Genomic DNA, 19,005 nt, shown 5'->3' on the forward strand with positions numbered 1-19,005 from the left:
AACTTTTGGCAAATTTATTTTTGACTTCTTTTTATTGAAATTTCCTTTAGATATCCATTTAATGCACCTAAATAACTCCAAAACAAGAAAGAGCCTACTGTATTTACTAAAATAATTTCATTATTAAACAGACCTGAAAAAACTAAAATGATTTGAATAGTAAGTAAAGTTAAAAATTGTAAATTTAACTCCCTTTGATAAAAGTAATAACAAAATATAATTTTTATCCCATTAAATATCAAAAATATCATAAAAGGAATAAACCCAAGTAGACCAACGCTTGTTAAGATATTCAAAAAAGTATTATGCACTACTATTGACTTTTGGGAAATAAAAGTATTTGGCAATTTATCATGAGCATACGATAATAGATTTCTTGGAGAAGTTCCATAGATAGGAGAAGTTTTGAATATTTCAACCGAACTTTTCCAAATAGAGAAACGCATGTTTGATATATCCGAATTATCCACAACATCTTTACGATCTAAACTTATAGGTTCTTTTCTCTTTCCCGTAATTTCTCCGTTGACCTCTTCTTTTTTATACACTGCTGAGTAAATCTTATTAGGTACAGTAACTAACACATCTTTTGTTCCATTCTGAACTATTAAATAACCGAACAAGACTAATAAAGTAAACATACAAGAATATAAAATTTTTTTTAATACAGGTGTCTTTTTAACCCCTTGTTTGTAAAAAATTATTGAAAAAGCAAGAAACCCTACTGCTAAATAGCTTAAAAGTAAAGCGCTTCTCGATCCTGTTAATAACAAAGTAAAGAATTGGACTACAATATTGACTACTAAAAAAATTTTGATAAATATTTTTTTTGTATTTAAATACTTAAACAAATAATATAAACATAATATAATAGTAACTAAAGCAGTAGTTGCACCATAATTAGGATCTCCAAAAACTCCAAATAATCTAGATTCTAGAAAACCTATTCTTATGTGGTCTCTAGGTCCTGGTCCATAGACATAAACGTAACTGTATTGAAAAAGATACATAACTAGAGATATAATTGATAATAGAAACATCCCTACCATGACAATATAATTTATATAATCTATTATTAGAAAACTATTCTTTTGTCTTTTGACAAATTGGTATATTCCAATCACATAAATACTATTCCATACTAGCAATTTTAAATTACTACTCATTCCGTAGTTCCTATTTAATATTATAGATATCAGGAACGCAAGCAAAAATATCAAAATTAACCAATCAGTCCAATCTTTATTTTTTTCTATTAAAAAATTATATAATTCATAAAGAACTACAAAAAAACCTAAAAAAGCTAAAAAGGAAAACAGGATGCTGTCTAATGTTGATGGCAACAAGCTGTATATATTCATAGATCTAATAATCAATGAAAAAATCAAAATAAGTAAATATGATTTTTCCAAATAAAAAATTTTTTTTAAATTATCCATTATTTCACTCCTAAATTGTCTAAAAGTTGTATCCAATGTACTTTTATTTCGTCCATATTAAAATCGTTAACTCTTTTTAAAGAGATATTCTGCCATTTTAAACGCTCTTCATAACTATTACATAGTTTATTTATTTCACTAGACATTTTATTAATTTTGTAGTTTTCAATTAAAACACCATATCTACCATTATCTAAAATTTCTTTAGCTCCACTATGTTTAAAACTTATTACTGGTAACCCGCACTCCATTGCTTCGATTAAGACAAGCTGAAATGATTCAATTCTTGAAGTAGATATAAAAATTGAACTATTAACATAATGATCTATTAATGCCTCCCCATTCAAAGCTCCAACATATTCAATTACATTTTCTACGCCATTTTCTTTTATAAGACTTAAGAATTTTTTTACTTGATTCTTACTACCATTTGCCGCCACTCGTATTTTCCAAGTACTAGGTATAGTTTTTGCTACTTCAATAAGATAGTCAAGCCCTTTAATTTCCACATCTAATCTAGAAGTAAAAGAAATTACTCTTTCCGTTAATTTAGACTTCACACTAGTATTAAAAGTAACAGGATTATGAATTATTACTGAATTATGATTGAATTTACTGTAGGCTTTTAAATCTGTTTGTGTTAAACAAACTATTCTATCAACACTTGCTAAAGATTCTTCATATGACTTTACATAGTTTTTAACTAAGGAGCCAAAAGTCTGTTCTGCAGATTCATGCATCCATGCTATTTGTTTAACTTTGGGATATTTTTTTTTCAAAGGAATTGCAAAAATAGATACCGCAGTAAAAGAATTTAGAATAATACAATCTATATTAAATGTTTCTATTAATTCGGAAAGCTGTTTTATTTCTCCTTTATAGTATTTATATGGCGTAAACTTTCCTCCACTAAAGATATACTCTGTACCTTTTTTTAACTTATCTAACAATTTGCTATGTCTTCCTTTAAAAAAATATATTTTTTCTTCAGGAAGATTAGAATAATTGTCTGTATACTTGTATGAATAATATACTAGATTGTGATTCTTGTTCAGTTCTTTCCCAAGTGTTGCAGCAATGATATTAGATCCACCATAACCAAGAGAAGGACTGACTATGCAGATATTCATCAAGATTTCCTCCCTAAGACTTTTTTTGCAATATTCAGTAGATATTTAAACTCACTTGAGCGTGAGTAAAAAACTAAATACAGAACTCCACCAATAAAAATTGATATAATTGCTTTGTATATTATACTAACTAAACCACTATAATCAATTAAAGATTGTGTGTAAACAGTGATTAGAGTTGCTAGACCTAACAAAAAGCAATATTTTGAAAATAACTTTATATATACAGACATACTTACCTTAAGCCCATACTTAAAAATGTAAAATACTTCTACCCATAACACATAGCCTAGTGAAGATATTAATGTACCTAAAAGCACACCGTTTATACCCATATTAAAAAATATTAATAAGATCAATGAGCAAGTCAAATTAATTGTGGCTTCAATAATAGATTTCCATCTTTGAATCCAATATAGACCATATGAATCTATAAAGACAAAGCTTGTATTTCTAAACATTTGAACCACTAAATTAATAATAATTAAAAAAACTGTAAAAGAAGGCAAAACATATTTATCACCAATCCACCAAATTATAAATGGATTAAGCACTGAAGCAAGAATTAAAGTAGAAAAATATAACATTGAATAATTTACAAATAAGTGTTTTTTAAACAAATCCAATGCATCTTTTGTGCTTGCGCTAACAATATAATTACCGATACTAGCAGTTATTGAGTTAGTTACTTGTTTACATAGATTTTGTACATTATTAACTATCATTGTATAGTTCGAGTAAAAACCGACTGCTGATAGACCAACAAAACTAGAAATTAGGATACTGTCAGTTCCCATAACAATAACTCCGCCAATTTTAGAACTCATATTTCCAATTACATTTTTTTTAATACTATTCATTTTTTCTTTAGATAGTTGTTTTTTTGAGTATCTTTTCAATTCATTGTAATCTTTATCTACTTTTAAAGAAATACTTACATTTCCCAATAGTGTAAAAACTAGTTGGACAATTAGATATAGTGAAAAACTTTTATAATGTATAAGTAAATATATTTGAAAAACATTACTTAACAGTAAAAAAACAAAGTCATTCAAATTTACAATATACGTTCGTTGATGTGCTATCAACAGTGATCGCTTATACGTAAAAAAATAACTTAAAACAGAATTTGATAAGTACAATAAATAATACAAAATAAATTGATTACTAATTGAATAGTCACCAGAAATATAAGGGAAAAGCGGGATAATGCTGACTCCTATAACCGCAACTCCAACCCCTATAAAGTGATAAGCTTTCTTATATAAATCCATTAACGCATTTATCTCTTCTTTATCACCTACTGCTATAGGCTTATACATAGAATATACAATAGAGGTACCTATTCCAAGTTCAGCTAAAGATAAAATGCTAAGTACATTCGTAAAAAGACCATTCAGTCCTAAATAAGTTACCCCTAAATATCTTATAAAGAATGTCCGTACCACAAATTGCATAATTAATTTTAGAAAAAATACTAAAGTAGAAATAGATGAGTTCATTATTGAATAGTAAAGACGTGATTGTTTCATATAACCCCTCCGCTTTAATTTTTACAAACTCAACTAATCAAGTTTTTTCAATCGATACTCTACTAGTTTTTTATACCATACACTTCCAAAACTTAAAGCAACAATTGCAATTTTTCTTGATTTAGTGAATCCTTTATAAGATAATATAAAATTTCTATTTTTTTTTAAAAATTCAATAATTTCTTTTGTCTCGGGAATTTGCTTATAGTTACTTGATAAAATTAGCTTATCTAAAACATAAAAATACGCCCAACATAATCTACGATTATACGAATCTTTTAAATCAGGAAAATGATTCAATATTTTTTTCTGATTATACTGCCAAGCCTTTATGACATCCAAAGTTTTCTTAGAAAATTTTTGGCCCATTATACTATCATTTCTTTGTAAATAAAAGTATTTTTCTTCATTTGATACAATGATTTTATCAGTTTCAAGTAATATATCTATAATTATATAGGCATCTTCAAAAGTTTCACCCTCTAAATATCGGTTGTTATAAAAAAGTTCTTTACGATAAAGTTTATTCCAAGCATATGCATAAAAATCTGTTCCTTCTAAAACCGACTTTATCGCTTCTTTTTTATTTAATAGAATTTCTTTTTTTTCTTTGCTAGTATTCTCGTACTTATCATCACGAAAAGGAATTATTTCCACAGAACTAATATCGGCATCATAAAATTTCAAATTCTCATATAACACCTCATACATATCTTCAGCAATATAATCATCACTGTCAACAAACCCCAAATATTTTCCTCGAGCAATATCAATTCCAGCATTTCTAGCGCTACTTAAGCCACCATTTTCTTTGTGAATAACACGAACACGACTATCTTTTATTGCGTATTCATCACATATTTTACCACTATTGTCAGGAGAACCATCATCGACCAATATAACTTCAAAATTAGTAAATGTTTGTGCTAAGATTGAATCCACACATTTTCTTAAATATGGTTCTACTTTATAAACGGGAACAATAATACTAATCTCACACATTTCACTTCTCACCTTTAACTAATTCTACTGTATTTTTCAAAGACTCTCTTAATTCAAATATTGGGTACCACCCATTTTCTTTAATTTTCTTATTGTCAAGTATTGCTGTACTAGCTGTTGAAAAACCTTTTTGTTCTATGCCATCTGGCAAATCAAAAATTACTTTTTTATCACTGATTTCAGCTAATTGTTGCGCTAGTTCTTTTAATCGCAAATCAAAATTTTCTGAAGAAACGTTGTATGCCTCTCCCTTTTTACCTTCAAGTAACAAATGAAGAATAGCAGAAACAGCATCCCCCACATAGATATATGAAAAATACTGATTTCCTTCACTTTTTAAAATAATATCTTTTTGTTCAACAGCATTCAAAATAAATTGTGAAGAGGCTTTCGTATCAGATAAAAGCATTGTGGGGCCAAATGTACGACAAAGTCTTGGAATCACAATATCAAGATCATATTTTTCAATATAAGCTTGACATAATGACTCACTAACTCTTTTCCCTTCAGGATAACCTGCTCTCAAAGTGTTGCAATCGATATATCCACAGTAATCCTCTGTGAACTTTTCTACATCACCACGATTTTCCCCATAAATTTCTACCGTTGATAAGAATAACACTCTAACAGGACGGGTTGCTACAGCATGCTTCAATACTTGCTCTGTACCAACAAGATTAGTCATAATTGTACCAATTGGATCGGTTACGTAAGCTCTGGGGTGCGTATTGCTCGCACCATGTATCAAATAATCAGCTTGAACCTCTTTTGGTATAGAATTCGTGACATCACCTTCAATAATTTCAAAAGTGTCTAACTCAAGATACTTTTCAAACCGCTTTTCAAGTTTTAAACGGTTCCTTCCCATTGCATATATCTTGATTTGTATTCCTAATTGTTCATTTGCAGCCATCAACGTGTCTATCAAAAAAGATCCTATCATTCCAGAAGCACCAATCATCAAAATTGATTTTTTATCTAAATTAACCAGATTAACTGCGTGATTCATCACTTTTTTCAATTCAGATTGATAAATTGGATTATCTATTAACTCCATGCCTATATCTCCTAATCCTTCATCTTTAAATAAGCTTTAAATAGTTCTAAGTCATCCGATGTAGTCAATTTAATATTTTTATCCGAACCCGCAGCAAAATACAATGTTTCGCCTAAATCCACCATCATAGTATTTGTGTATGACGATTCAGAAATACCAATATTCTCACGGAATGCTTTTTCGTAAGCCCAAGTTAATTTTTCAAATTTATAGGCTTGTGGTGTTGACACGCGACGTAATGTTTCACGATTAATATATTGTCGAGTTGTTTCCTCAGTTTCTTTTACAAAAATTTGTTCATTATATGGCAACGAAGTCACTGCATTTCCGTATTCTTGACACTTAACAATTACATCAGATAAAACTAATTCATCAACTAATGGGCGAATTCCGTCATGGATAACAATAGTATCTTCTGGGTTTGAATGTTCTTTTAAGAAATTAACCCCATTGTTAATTGATTCTTGACCAGAATTTCCTCCTGGAATAATCCATTGTAATTTGTCAATATGGTACTCTTTTGCATAGGCATCTAGTGTTTGTTCCCAACCTTTTTTACATACAACTAAGATTCGATCAATGAGTGGATGCTTTTGAAAAGATTCCAATGTGTAGATAATTATCGGTTTTTCCTCTACCATAATAAATTGTTTAGGAATCTCCTGCCCCATTCGTTTACCGACCCCACCGGCAATAATTAAAGCTGTAATCATTTGATACAAAATCCTTTCTCTAACTAGTCAACCACTAGTTTTATTTCAATTTTGTTTAACTTATATATTCATCAACACAGCCAAAACTGCATTCAATCTTTTACATTTTCTCATAACTATCAGTAAGTTTCAATAATTTATCGTAGACCTTAATCGAACTGTAAATATTGGCGGTGTTTTATTTTATATATTTTAATAGTCTTAGGCTTTATCGTATTTCTTTTTTTATTTAGATATTGATTGAATAAAAAGATGATTGTTATGCTTTTCATCAATTTTAACAACACTTTTAGCCCCTTTATAAATAGCGAAAATTTTTGACCAATAAAATCTTTTTCTCTATAAAAAAACACCTTTGTCGAACTCGTATAAAAATAAGTCCAACAAAGATGTCAATATATATATTTAACCTTTCAAATATTCTCTTTACTTTAATTAATTAGGCTGTTTATTGACGGAGAGCTTAACCTACTTTTGCTACATACCACTTATTAGCAGTTAAATACCCTTGGTTCGTCTTTAACCTTGGTATACCATTATTCGTATATTCGATTGCTTCAACTTCAACAATCGTATTCTTCTTAACGGCCTGTCCTTTTTTAGTAAACTCAACATTATTGTAGAAGCTATCATCAATTAAGAGCTTAACTTTTTTTGGATTAGTAACAAAGTAATTGTTATTGGTATTTCCAGCAGCTGTCACATAGTTTTTATTTGCAGTAAGATAGCCTTCTTCTGTCTTCAAGCGAGGAACACCATTAGAGGAATACTCAATGCCCTTAACTGGAACGACAGTCCCAGAGGATAAGGTTCTGCTAGCATTACTAAACTCTACATCAGTATATAGTTTATCTGACACTCGCATAATAATTTGGTGCGGGTTTTCAGTAAAGTAATTATCTGAATTTGATACCAATTTTGTAACATATGTTTTGTTAGCAGTTATATAGCCTTTTGCAGTCTTTAATCTAGGCAATCCGTTTTCAGTATAATCAACACTTAAAACTTTGATTAATGTATCTTTGGAAACAGACTCACCTTTTTTACTGAAATTTACATCTTGATAATAATAATCATTTGTTTTCATAACTACATACTCTGGATAATCATATAGATAATCTTTGATATTTGGTACAACTTTTTGGGCATAACTTTTATTCGCTGTTAAATAACCATTTTGGGTAATCAAACGAGGAACTTGATTTTCACGGTATTCGATTCCCACAACAGGAACTAAACTTCCCTTGGAAACAGCCGATCCTTTATATAAGAAGTCTGGATCCCCATAAAAATTATCACTATTTTTCATAATAATTTGCCCTGGATTAACCGTATGATAGTTGGCAATCCAAGATCCAGTAGCTACTACATAGTTCTTGTTAGCCGTGAAATAATACCCATTTGCCGTCTTCAATCTAGGAATTCCTGATTTTGTTTTCTCAATAGCAGTTACTTTTAAAACACTGCCTGCAGTTACTTTATTTGCTTTTGTCTTGAATTCTACATCTTTGTAATAGGTATCTTCATTTCTGGTAATTACTTGTCCAGGATTAGATGTGTAGTAAATATCTTCTAACCCTTTATATTGTTCAACTATATTTTTATTTGCAGTCAAATATCCTTTCGCCGTTTTCAATCGAAATATACCACTTTGAGTATAAGCTAAATCTTCAACTTCTACTATTGTTCCCTTCGAAACCTTAGACAATGTTTGCTTAAATTCTGGGTCAGCATAGAAATAATCATCGCTTTTCAAACGAACTTTTTTAGGATTTGTCGTAAAATACAAATCAATATTGCTTTGTGCCGCTAATACATAATCTTTATTTGCTGTTAAATAACCTTGGTCTGTGACCAATCGAGGAATTCCTGCTGAACTATATTCAATCCCCTTAATGGTAACTAGTGTATTTTTTTTAACTCGCCAACCAGGAGTTCTAAACGCTACATCTTGGTAAAAAGTATCGTCATTTTTCATGATCACTCGACCTGGATTAGTTGTGTAATACTTACTTAAGTCAGGCCCACTACTATTACCCATATTTAAAAAATTACTATAGGTCATGGAAATATCAAATGGACGCCCTTCATAATTAGCTAAACCAGGGAAATACATTTGCGAAGACCATTGCCAAGCACCATGGTCATTATTCCACTGCATGGAACTATCTGGAGTATATGGATATTGCGCTACCCATACTCTGTCTCTTCCGAAGGCGGAGGTGTCGATATAGCCATTTGTTAACCACCATTTGCCAACATACAACGCATCATTTTTATACCCTAGTGCCTTTAATTGCTGGTTAAACGCAACAGAATTAGCATGGGCGTTTCGCCCATTGTTTGTAAGCGTTGGATCTTCCGCATCATTAAACATTATGGTATTTTTATCTAAGCCAGAGTTAGCCGCCGCCTGAGCAAAATATCTTGCTTCATCTTGTGCTGTTGCAGCAGAGACATACATACTATAGTGATATGCTGAAACTTTTAAGCCCGCAGCTTTGGCATTTCTAATTTGGCCCGCAGCATATGGATTAACATACCAAGTTCCTTCTGTCAATTTAACCGAGACACCTGTTACACCATAGCTTTTAATTTTTTGATATTCAGCTACTGAAATGTCTCCATTCCAACTAGAAACGTCAATAAAATTCTTGCCAGGCAAATTAGGATCATTCGCATAGACGTTCGCAACTGTTGCTCGCGCTACCCTAGAAGAAATGCCGTTTTTCATAGCATATGTTCCTTTTTTATGGTTCGTTCCTTCACGTGCTGCTTCTTGATAATCCGCTTCATCTTGGTCAATGGTCTTTTTTTCTACTTCAGAGCTTTGTGAGGCTTCTGTTTTACTATCTGTTGTGTTTGTTTCTGAAACAGAAGAATGTTCTTCCGTTGTACTATTTGTTGAAGAATCAAGAGACTCTTCTTTTGTGCTTGAAGCAGAACTATCTCTTTCAGAGGTATTTTCTTCTGTAACAGAAGATGTATCCTCCGTTGAATTAGTCGTTGTTTCTGACGTAGCTTGAGTGACCAAGCCAGTCTCCCCCGTTGTTTCTGTTTTTACAAGCTCTTCTCCTGATGCAATCACACTAAAACTATTTAATAATACGGTACAAATTAACATACCTAAAATGATTTTTTTCATGAAACTCTCCTTATATATTTAATAATATGTATCTTTCTTAAACACTTGCCATTCGCTCTCGAAAATGTGTATCCTATAACCTTCAACTAATTGTTTTCACATTTTAAAACTAACACCAATTATTATCTCATACCTTTATTTCAAATTCAATTACGCTTTTTTAACATTCCTATATCAATTTTTTACTTTTAAATGGTAAAAAGATGAAAACAGATCTTTAATCGATTGTTTTCATCTTTTATTTATTTTTTAAGATATTCTGTGTACGATTTTTTAGTATCAACAATTAGCGCTTCATGATGGGGTTGGCGATCTTCCTCTGGTGGCAATTGCATATAATCCCCAAAAACCTCTGTTAAGTAGCGATTGTAGCCCACTGGTATTGGCATTTTTGTATCTTCAAACGGAACAAAAATAGCAGATTTAAAATCTTCCAAATGATAAATATTACCCATGTAACGTGGTCCGACACATAATTCTGTAACATAAGGAGTGGAGCCGAAGGAATACTTAGTCATTCTTTTTTCAGCAAAGCGCCAAATATGATAGCGAACCTTTTTCGATGGAAAGATATTCAATAATACCCGACTCCCCGTTGCTAAAATGCCACCATGTTTTTCTGGTACCACTTGTGAACAGAATAAAGCATAAATTAATGCCCAAATTTTTTGTTTCTTCCTTTGAAAATTTCCTTTTGGCGCACCATCTAAAGGAAAAATATCGATAGGAATACCATGAGGAATCGCTAATCCATCTTGATAGGTTTTAATAAACGTTGTCTGTGCATCCCTAATTGTCATAAATGAATTATGATCATTATAAGTTTTTGAAGCAACTAACAATGGATAACGTTCTGTATCTGCATATTTAGGCCAAAGCACTTTTAATTTTTCATAATCTGGTCTTGGCATAAAGAAATCTAAGTCATCATCCCATGGAATAAAACCTTGACTGCGGATTGCTCCAATACAACCGCCTCCACAAAAATAACAGGTTAGATTATGTTCTTCACAAAAAGCCACAAAATATTTTGACATGCGTAAAACGACTTGTTGAATTTCTACTAATTGCGTCTGTGTTGTTTGTTTCACTTTTCCTTTTCCTCCCTATTCATTCTTTGCATATTTAAATGTTGTATAGAATAAAAAACGCATTAAGTAGAATGAACTTTTAATAACTGAAAACTGTTCATTTTGACGCAAAATTTTCCAAACCCAACTGATTGTATTCCATTTGTTAGAAGATGTAGAGGTAGTTAGCTTACGATAAATGGCTAATTTTTCGTTAATAAAATAGACCGTATTTATTTCTTTCAAAATGTTTAACCAAGTAGCATAGTCTTCATGTTTTAAATCCGGCATTAAATGGCGTTTAAGCAGATTAGATTCGACTACGACCGTTAAGCAGCCGATAGTATTTGTTTTTAAAAGATCTTGATAGGTTTGTGGTCCCTCACTAAAATTACGCTCATGCGTAATGTTGCCATTTTCATTACATACAAAATAAGAACTACATGTAAATAAAAGTTTTTTTTCTTCCATCCACTTGATTTGAACTTCTAATTTATTAGGAAGCCATAAATCATCACTATCTAAAAAGGCAATATATTGTCCCTTTGAAGCTTCAATTCCTTTATTTCTAGTCTTTGCAATACCCATGTTCTGTTCATTTTTCAGTAAAAAGATTCTTGAATCCTTTTCCATAAAGGCAAGTGCAATATCAATAGAATCATCTTTACTTCCATCATCAATGAGTAATAATTCCCAGTTCTGGTAAGTTTGTTCCAGAACGCTTTCAATAGATTTTGATAAAAATTTGCCGGCGTTGTACATGGGCATAATAATTGAAACAAGTGCTGTTTCCATTTGTTCACTCCTCGTTGCATTTTATGTAAGAATGTAACAGTTTATATTATCGCATAGCTCTTTTATTATTTCAACGTTCCATGTTTCCAAAAAAAGTTTGAGACATAAGCTTAAATAACTTATGTCTCAAACTTTTAACGGTAAATTCTAATAGCATTCTCTTTACAATAATCCATCGTCAATTCTTCACGTTCTTCAGACTCATCCAATCCTCTTGATGATACTTTATCAAAGAGAATTTTGATGGTTTGAAGCAGAATTTTCATATCCAATAGTAATGAATAATTCTTGATGTACAGTAAATCAAAGTTCAATTTACTATTGTAGTCAGAAGCATACTTCCCATAAACTTGGGCATAGCCGGTAATCCCCGCACGTACATTGTGACGTAAATAGTAATTCGGGTTTTCCTGATTAAATTGATCAACAAAGAATGGTCGTTCAGGACGTGGTCCGACAATGGACATATCCCCGCGAATAACATTGATTAGTTGTGGCAACTCATCAATACGTAAAGCGCGCAAGTATTTACCAACTGTAGTGACGCGACTGTCGTTACTTGTAGATAAGACTGGACCTGATTTTGCTTCCGCTGTTGCCGACATCGTTCTAAATTTTAAAATCGAGAACTCACGTTGATTTAATGTAATCCGAGTTTGTTTGTAAATCACTGGTCCCGGTGAGGTTGCTTTGACTAAAATTGCTGCAATAAGCATTAAGGGGGAGGTAATCACAAATAGGCAAACAGAGACTAAAATATCGAATAAACGTTTAATAAAATTCTCTTCTGGTTGAATTTCAAAATTTGAGACTTCGATAATACTTTCATCTTCAAAGTTCATCATGTTTGGTTTTAACATAATTAGATTTTCAAAACTTGTATCTAAAAAGATTTTTTTCTTGTGTTTGACAATTAATTGATACAATTTTACTTTTTCGTTCTCATCAACATTACTTGAAATATAAACAATATCGATTTCATCGATAATTTTTTTTAAGTTTTCATAGTAATTGCTGACAACAACGCTCGTTACTTTATGCTTGTTATTTTTATCAGACATAAAGTTTTGAATTGAACGCATGACTTGATTTTCTTTACCTAGTAAAACAACTTTTCGCTCATTGCTGACCTTTAAGTATAAATAATAAACAAGAATTCGCCAAAGACTTAGAACAATAATTCCGATTATAAAGGAATATCCTAAAACAGAACGCGGGAACGTAAACCAACGTCCGGCAAATGTCACAATCATAATCGTTAAAGTCATTAAAATTTGACCAATCACCGTGACAAAAATGATGTCACTAATTTTGCGATTATAAAAAATATACGCACCTAACAACAAATTCAAAAAGATAAAAAAGATTGAAATGTAAATTGCAGATTTTTCATAAGCCACAAAGTTAAATGAAGGAATTTCTCGGCCAAATTTCACCATAAACCCTAAGATGATTGATAAATTATAGAGCAAAACGTCTGCTAAAATAATTACAATTCGTCTTGCATTACTCCATTCACTTTTTGATGTCATTAAAAACTTCCTCTCTTCACTTCCAGTAATTACATTATTTGTAATAACATGCAAACCCTATATTACCATAATGTCAGCGGACAAGAAAGTTCTATAGGATGAAAATTATCTGCGATGTCTTTGGACACGACTTAATTCTTCAGGTTGGTCCCAGCCCTCTTCGTCAACAGGTGCTATCGGGCGCTCTTCATTGCTAACAGGACTTGTTTGTTGCACTCGTTTTCTTCTTTTAGGTGTCGTTGGTCTTTCATGTCTTCCTCGTTTTTTCTCTGGCCGGAAGTAGAAGGATAGTCCAAGGAAACTATAAACAATCGGCATCCAATGAGGCGCTAATAAAATATCTTCCATAAATGAATGAATCCAGATTAAAAGGAAGCCTAAAAGCAAACTAACTTGCAAACGATCCAATGTTTTTTTGCGGGAACCAATCAATAAAATCATACTGACTAAAAAACCAAATAAAATCAGATAGCCGATGACACCAAAATTACTTAACGTAAATAGAAAAGCATTATGTGTCCCCAGCGGTTTCCATGAGGCCACAAAAGGTTCCATACCGACTTTAATATGTTGAGGATCAGATAACCATTTAGCAAAAAACTCATGCCAAATTCGTTCTCTTCCTGTAAATAAATCAACAGTATCCGATTCCGCACATAAGTAAAATAACAGTGGTCCCAATGCAGCTACTCCGACAAAACCAAACAGCCAAACTTTCGAACGTTGCAAGAAACGTTTTGGTAAAAGATTATCCACCAGAATAAAACCAACTAAAATGGCAAAAGAGGTTTTTGATTGACTGACCCATGTACCTAAAACACCACCAATGTATACAGGTAAAAGCAGTAGGTTAAAAACCTTATTTCTATATGCTTTGATCAAACTACTGGCCATCATTGTTGAAAACATCAATGTTGCACCAATCGTATTGGTATTAATCCAAATACTTTCCAGTTTATTTGATTCTTTAAAAATTTCGTCTGCTGGAATCAACTGTGGCAACTCCACGGACATCCGATACAAAGTCGCGCTCAAAGCAACTAAAGAGACAATTAATAAAAGCGTTTGATCCATACGGTCAAAGACACAAACTTTAAAACAAAGGACCAACAAAATAATTAAAGGAATCATTGTATCTGTTTGCATTGTGCTATGACGGATTGATTCCGTAAAGTGAAACAAGAGCCAGGTGGCTAGCGCCAACGCTACGGTCAGCCAGTCAATAAATTTTAATTTCGTACAATTTAATAGCAGTACAAGTATTACTGCTATTAATAATAAAATTGAACTATTGGCATACATATATTTTGTGACTGGCGCATCAATTCCTACGACCCACATTGTATACGAGCCGATCATTGTAACTAATAAAATAAGTCGACCGATTCTATTCAATACTTTTCCCATATTCAAACCTCATTCCATGAATGAATCACTAGTCGTTTATTCGATAAATATATGCCCCGTTCTGATCAGGTCCATATAATTTTTCAAAATGAATCGTTGGTGTGTCTAACGGTTCTAATGGTTTATAAACGACCGCATATTTAATCCCATATTCTTTTAATTTTTCTGGAGATAAACGAGCAATAATCGCATCTTTTTGCATCAACTGTAAAACAGGGGTCTGATTTCCTACTTCAACATTGATGTGCGCATAGCGATTATAAATAAATGTGTCTTTTCCTTTTGGATCTAATGGTTTCCAAGCCTCTAAGTCAGGTGTAAAAGCGACACCGTTAAATGTATGCACACCTAACATCGGCAAATAACCATACATCAAGCGTTCGCCCACCCACAATTGGTTGGGGTCTTTTTTGTTAATTTCTTCCACTTCTACTGCTAATTTTTTTCCATAGACAGCAGAAACGCCTCGAGAAATTGGATTAACAAAGGCACCAGAAACCATAATGATTCCTAATAAGACAAGGACAAATAACGTGCGCCAACGTTTAAATAAAGCAACAATTAAAACGGTAGCGACAACTAAGACACCAATGATGTCCATTCGTGTAACGTATAACCGTAAATTGCCCGTATATAAAACAAAGAAATACAGAACAACATTTAATCCTAGCGCCCCTAACCAGGCCATCATTGGAATTTTTGCTTGGCGATTCCATAAATAATCGATGAACCATAAACTCAACAAAACAGCTGCAAACCCGAAGGATAACATCGCCCGTTGTTCTGGCACATAAGACCACAATGTCAACTTAGCAAAAATTGTTGGAAATTGAACGCTCATCCAAACTAAGTTAAATAAACAATACACGAATAAGACAAAACCGTAAATGTTTTCTTTGATTTTTTTATAAAAAATAAATGGTGAGAGCGGCAAAATAACAAAAAATAATTGATAAAAACTACTTATTTCCGAATTATTTGAATATGGAACATCTTGAAACGGCATTTTCCAATTTGTTAAAAATAACAAAATATCGCGTTTAGGCATATCGCCACCTAAACTTACCCGTTTTCCTGGATAAGCGGTATCCATTACTGCTTTTAAGGAATCCAATGAGCCATATAGCGATCCGCCAACAATAATCGCCGTCATCAAGAGTGCCCCACCTATCAGGACCCCATCCCACTTATCCAACTTAATTTTTTTACGAAATTCTAAAAAGAATAAAATTAAAAATAATAAAATCAAATAACCAAGTGGTACTTGTAACGCAGGATAAATAACTAAAACAAATCCTGAGGCCATAATAACAGCCGTTATCGCACAAATGACACGACGTCGAACACTACTATGATAATAGAAATAATTATAAATTCCCACTAAAAAACCTAAGCCAAAAAATACTAAATCTCCAACTGGCGAGACAAACCACCATTGAAGGGCCGAAGAAAACGGAATCCAAACACTTGCTAACAAAGCTAAATATTTATTCCGCCGTGTGACGATCAAACCAATTTCAAAAGAGAATAAAATCAAACCAATTAATTTAAGATTCCAATACCAAGATAAGCCATATTCTTTACCTAGTAGCACGTAGCCCCACGTAAAAGGTTTCGCTAACGTGGCCAAATTCCACGCTGGCGAATTATAGCCTACCACCATGTCTTGACCATTTAACGTAATCACATCATTATGTGTTTTCAAACCCGTTTGTGTTTGCGACAGACTAAATGGGGTTTGAACGAGCCATTCATCCGAACGAACACCTCTTGGTTCACCAGCAATTAATGAACTTTTTTGGCCATCCGCATATTCAGAAACATACGCATCCCACATGTTTAATGAACTACCATGGACTTTAAAGGCTACCAGTAAAATAAAAATGACTGCCGCTAGCAGATAGCGCCAGCGTAACAAATGATCAACCAAGCGAGCGCTCTGCTCAGCTTGGTTGCGTAATGGTTGTTTTTCTTTTCTTGTAGTTAGTTGTTGTTCCATCTTTTCGCTCCATTTCGTCATCCGCAATTGCATCTAGTCAATTCGTAATGAAAAGTTGGGAATATCCCTTGTCAGATTAGGATTATAAAATGGATCATTTTCAATTAAAGGTCCCCATTTTTCTTCCATCATCACTTTTTCTTGTTCAAAACGTTTTTTCTTTTTGCCTTTATCATCATATCCACGAGTTTGAGATTCAAAATGATAAAGCTCTGCTTCATGAAGCCAAACATTGTCACGTCCTAAAGCTTGGACTTTCAGGCATAAATCAACATCATTGAAAGCTACGGTAAACGCTTCTTCAAAACCACCAACTGCATCAAAATCTGCTTTTTTCATAAGTAAGCATGCGGCAGTTACTGCTGAATAATTAACATTAATAGCTAACCGACCAAAATAGCCTAAGTCACCATGGGGATAACCATAATGACCATGTCCAGCAACACCACCTAATCCTAAAATAACGCCTGCGTGTTGGACCGTATTATTTGGATACAATAATTTCGCACCTACACAGCCAATCCGTTCTTGCTGAGCAAATGAAACCATCAAAGTTAACCAATTCTCTGTAATCACTTCGGTATCATTATTTAAAAATAATAAATACTCTCCGTGCGCTTTTTTCGCTGCACGATTGTTAATAGTTGAGAAATTGAATGGAATATCGATTGATTCAACGAAAAAGCGGCCAGGTAATTGTTGTTCAAATTCTGCATACAATTCGTGCATTTTTGGATCTGTACTTCCATTATCAGCCATAATAATCTCGTAATTTTGGTAGGTTGTTTTTTCAATAATCGATGAAACACAACGTTGTACGTCTTTATAGCCATTTTTAGTTGGAATAATAATTGAGACTAACTTGTCGGATTTAATGTCATAATAAACATCGTATAAGCCATTCGCCGCCCCATGCGTTGCACGACCATTAATACCTCGACGAACGAGCGCATCTTGCACGGCTCTTAGCCCCGCTTCAAAAGCATAACCTTTTGAGCCCTGATCCACCGCTGTTGAGGTTGGTAGCATCCGCCAATAGTAAAGAACTTTTGGAATATGTTTGATGCGTTCTTTTGTCGTTTTTTCAGTAAATCTTAAGACTAAATCGTAGTCTTGAGAACCTTCGTAACCTTTTCGAAAGCCGCCAATTTCTTCTAGAATACTCCGACGATACACGCCTAAATGCGAAATGTAATTCGTTCCTAAAAGTAAATCAGGTGACCAATCTGGTTTAAAGGCTGGATCAGAACGATTTCCATCCATGTCAATCTTATCTTCATCACTATAAATTAAATCCAGTTCTGGGTTTTCATTCAGCACTTTAACCACTTCATAAAAAGCATTGATCGCTAATTCATCGTCGTTGTCTAGTAAGGCGACAAATTCTCCGGTAGCAATCGCTAAAGCAGAGTTGGTTGCTTCGGAAATATGACCATTTTGTTCACGAAAGACGACCCGAATTCGCTCATCCAATTGCTGGTACTCTGTTAAAATCTTTTTGACATTGGGATCTGTTGAGGCGTCATCGGCCATACATAATTCCCAATTAGTATAGACTTGATTCAAAATAGAATCAATGCACAACCGAAGCCATTTTTCTTCAACATTATACACTGGCATCGCAATGGAAATTTTAGGTTGATAATGAAACGTTGTGATTTCTTGTGTCATCGCTTCTATGTCTAGTACTTCATTTCTAGCTAACCAGTTAGGATACGAAGCTTGATTTCTCAGTTTCTCAATTTTCGCTCGTTGAATGGTATGAGAAATACCATTTTTAGCCATATACTTAAATCCTTTTTTGGCTTTTATCCAAAGACGAGTCACTTTATCTTCTGTCCCTGGAATCACTGGATATTTTTTATTCAAGGGAAAATCCACCGTTACAACATGTGCTGATGATTGAAAATGAAAAGGGAGTACTTTTTTTTGTTTAATTCCTTCAAGTGTAACAACAAAGCCAGCTTCAATCGCAGGCTCTGTTTGATAAATTTGATTAACATCTTCACGTAAAACGCGCTGAATGTTATAAGCGGACACTTGGTTTTCATTATTAATTGTGAAAGTTGGGCTTTCTTTAGTGATTGTATCCAACGCCCAACCTGTAATGGTTAAATTATTTGTTGTTTTGTCGCGATAGATACTATCAAAGATCACCTTAATGTCTTCATTCATGTGCATTCT

General features: G+C 32.9%; 13 protein-coding genes. All 13 read right to left on the reverse strand.

The features are described from left to right. Positions 1-14: 14 nt before the first annotated feature. Positions 15-1,439: an O-antigen ligase family protein gene (locus IGM04_RS08720; protein WP_002362097.1), complete on the reverse strand. Its 1,425-nt coding sequence runs from the start codon at positions 1,437-1,439 to the stop codon at positions 15-17. Next, the gene (locus IGM04_RS08725; protein WP_086318080.1) at positions 1,439-2,569 is read right to left on the reverse strand and encodes a glycosyltransferase; all 1,131 of its coding nucleotides are present in this window, start codon (positions 2,567-2,569) and stop codon (positions 1,439-1,441) included. Before IGM04_RS08725 ends, IGM04_RS08720 begins: the two co-directional genes overlap by 1 nt. Continuing rightward, positions 2,569-4,101 (reverse strand): lipopolysaccharide biosynthesis protein, encoded by a 1,533-nt coding sequence (locus IGM04_RS08730; RefSeq protein WP_002362100.1) that lies wholly within the window; start codon positions 4,099-4,101, stop codon positions 2,569-2,571. The genes IGM04_RS08725 and IGM04_RS08730 overlap by 1 nt, the downstream gene beginning before the upstream one ends. Positions 4,102-4,134: 33 nt before the next feature. Continuing rightward, positions 4,135-5,103, reverse strand: coding sequence for a glycosyltransferase family 2 protein (locus IGM04_RS08735; protein ID WP_086318079.1), 969 nt, complete (start codon positions 5,101-5,103; stop codon positions 4,135-4,137). A gap of 1 nt (position 5,104) precedes the next feature. Further along, positions 5,105-6,160, reverse strand: coding sequence for an NAD-dependent epimerase/dehydratase family protein (locus IGM04_RS08740; protein ID WP_002362103.1), 1,056 nt, complete (start codon positions 6,158-6,160; stop codon positions 5,105-5,107). Between the two features lie 11 nt (positions 6,161-6,171). After that, positions 6,172-6,873, reverse strand: a complete 702-nt coding sequence (locus IGM04_RS08745) for an IspD/TarI family cytidylyltransferase (RefSeq protein ID WP_002384310.1) — start codon at positions 6,871-6,873, stop codon at positions 6,172-6,174. A 463-nt stretch (positions 6,874-7,336) separates the two neighbouring features. Continuing rightward, complete coding sequence (locus IGM04_RS08750) at positions 7,337-10,018, reverse strand: DUF5776 domain-containing protein (protein WP_086318078.1); 2,682 nt, start codon at positions 10,016-10,018, stop codon at positions 7,337-7,339. Positions 10,019-10,260: 242 nt separating this feature from the next. Continuing rightward, complete coding sequence (locus IGM04_RS08755) at positions 10,261-11,109, reverse strand: LicD family protein (RefSeq protein ID WP_086318077.1); 849 nt, start codon at positions 11,107-11,109, stop codon at positions 10,261-10,263. Positions 11,110-11,124: 15 nt separating this feature from the next. Next, positions 11,125-11,883: a glycosyltransferase family 2 protein gene (locus IGM04_RS08760; protein ID WP_002356910.1), complete on the reverse strand. Its 759-nt coding sequence runs from the start codon at positions 11,881-11,883 to the stop codon at positions 11,125-11,127. 134 nt (positions 11,884-12,017) lie between these two features. Next, the gene (locus IGM04_RS08765; RefSeq protein WP_010710593.1) at positions 12,018-13,415 is read right to left on the reverse strand and encodes a sugar transferase; all 1,398 of its coding nucleotides are present in this window, start codon (positions 13,413-13,415) and stop codon (positions 12,018-12,020) included. A gap of 105 nt (positions 13,416-13,520) precedes the next feature. Continuing rightward, positions 13,521-14,822 (reverse strand): EpaQ family protein, encoded by a 1,302-nt coding sequence (locus IGM04_RS08770; RefSeq protein WP_086318076.1) that lies wholly within the window; start codon positions 14,820-14,822, stop codon positions 13,521-13,523. A gap of 28 nt (positions 14,823-14,850) precedes the next feature. After that, positions 14,851-16,854 carry a DUF7657 domain-containing protein gene (locus IGM04_RS08775; RefSeq protein ID WP_002396681.1) on the reverse strand — a complete coding sequence of 668 codons (2,004 nt, stop codon included), beginning with the start codon at positions 16,852-16,854 and terminating at the stop codon, positions 14,851-14,853. Then, the gene (locus tag IGM04_RS08780; protein WP_086318075.1) at positions 16,855-18,996 is read right to left on the reverse strand and encodes a glycosyltransferase family 2 protein; all 2,142 of its coding nucleotides are present in this window, start codon (positions 18,994-18,996) and stop codon (positions 16,855-16,857) included. Positions 18,997-19,005 lie beyond the last annotated feature (9 nt).

It is taken from the genome of Enterococcus sp. DIV2385 (assembly GCF_051711925.1).
Taxonomy (GTDB): Bacteria; Bacillota; Bacilli; order Lactobacillales; family Enterococcaceae; genus Enterococcus; species Enterococcus faecalis.

Excerpts from the sequence above, each read along its gene's own strand:
- IGM04_RS08720 (WP_002362097.1), bottom strand. The coding sequence starts at position 1,439 with ATGGATAATTTAAAAAAAATTTTTTATTTGGAAAAATCATATTTACTT.
- IGM04_RS08725 (WP_086318080.1), bottom strand. The coding sequence starts at position 2,569 with ATGAATATCTGCATAGTCAGTCCTTCTCTTGGTTATGGTGGATCTAAT.
- IGM04_RS08730 (WP_002362100.1), bottom strand. The coding sequence starts at position 4,101 with ATGAAACAATCACGTCTTTACTATTCAATAATGAACTCATCTATTTCT.
- IGM04_RS08735 (WP_086318079.1), bottom strand. The coding sequence starts at position 5,103 with ATGTGTGAGATTAGTATTATTGTTCCCGTTTATAAAGTAGAACCATAT.
- IGM04_RS08740 (WP_002362103.1), bottom strand. The coding sequence starts at position 6,160 with ATGGAGTTAATAGATAATCCAATTTATCAATCTGAATTGAAAAAAGTG.
- IGM04_RS08745 (WP_002384310.1), bottom strand. The coding sequence starts at position 6,873 with ATGATTACAGCTTTAATTATTGCCGGTGGGGTCGGTAAACGAATGGGG.
- IGM04_RS08750 (WP_086318078.1), bottom strand. The coding sequence starts at position 10,018 with ATGAAAAAAATCATTTTAGGTATGTTAATTTGTACCGTATTATTAAAT.
- IGM04_RS08760 (WP_002356910.1), bottom strand. The coding sequence starts at position 11,883 with ATGGAAACAGCACTTGTTTCAATTATTATGCCCATGTACAACGCCGGC.
- IGM04_RS08765 (WP_010710593.1), bottom strand. The coding sequence starts at position 13,415 with ATGACATCAAAAAGTGAATGGAGTAATGCAAGACGAATTGTAATTATT.
- IGM04_RS08770 (WP_086318076.1), bottom strand. The coding sequence starts at position 14,822 with ATGGGAAAAGTATTGAATAGAATCGGTCGACTTATTTTATTAGTTACA.
- IGM04_RS08775 (WP_002396681.1), bottom strand. The coding sequence starts at position 16,854 with ATGCAATTGCGGATGACGAAATGGAGCGAAAAGATGGAACAACAACTA.
- IGM04_RS08780 (WP_086318075.1), bottom strand. The coding sequence starts at position 18,996 with ATGAATGAAGACATTAAGGTGATCTTTGATAGTATCTATCGCGACAAA.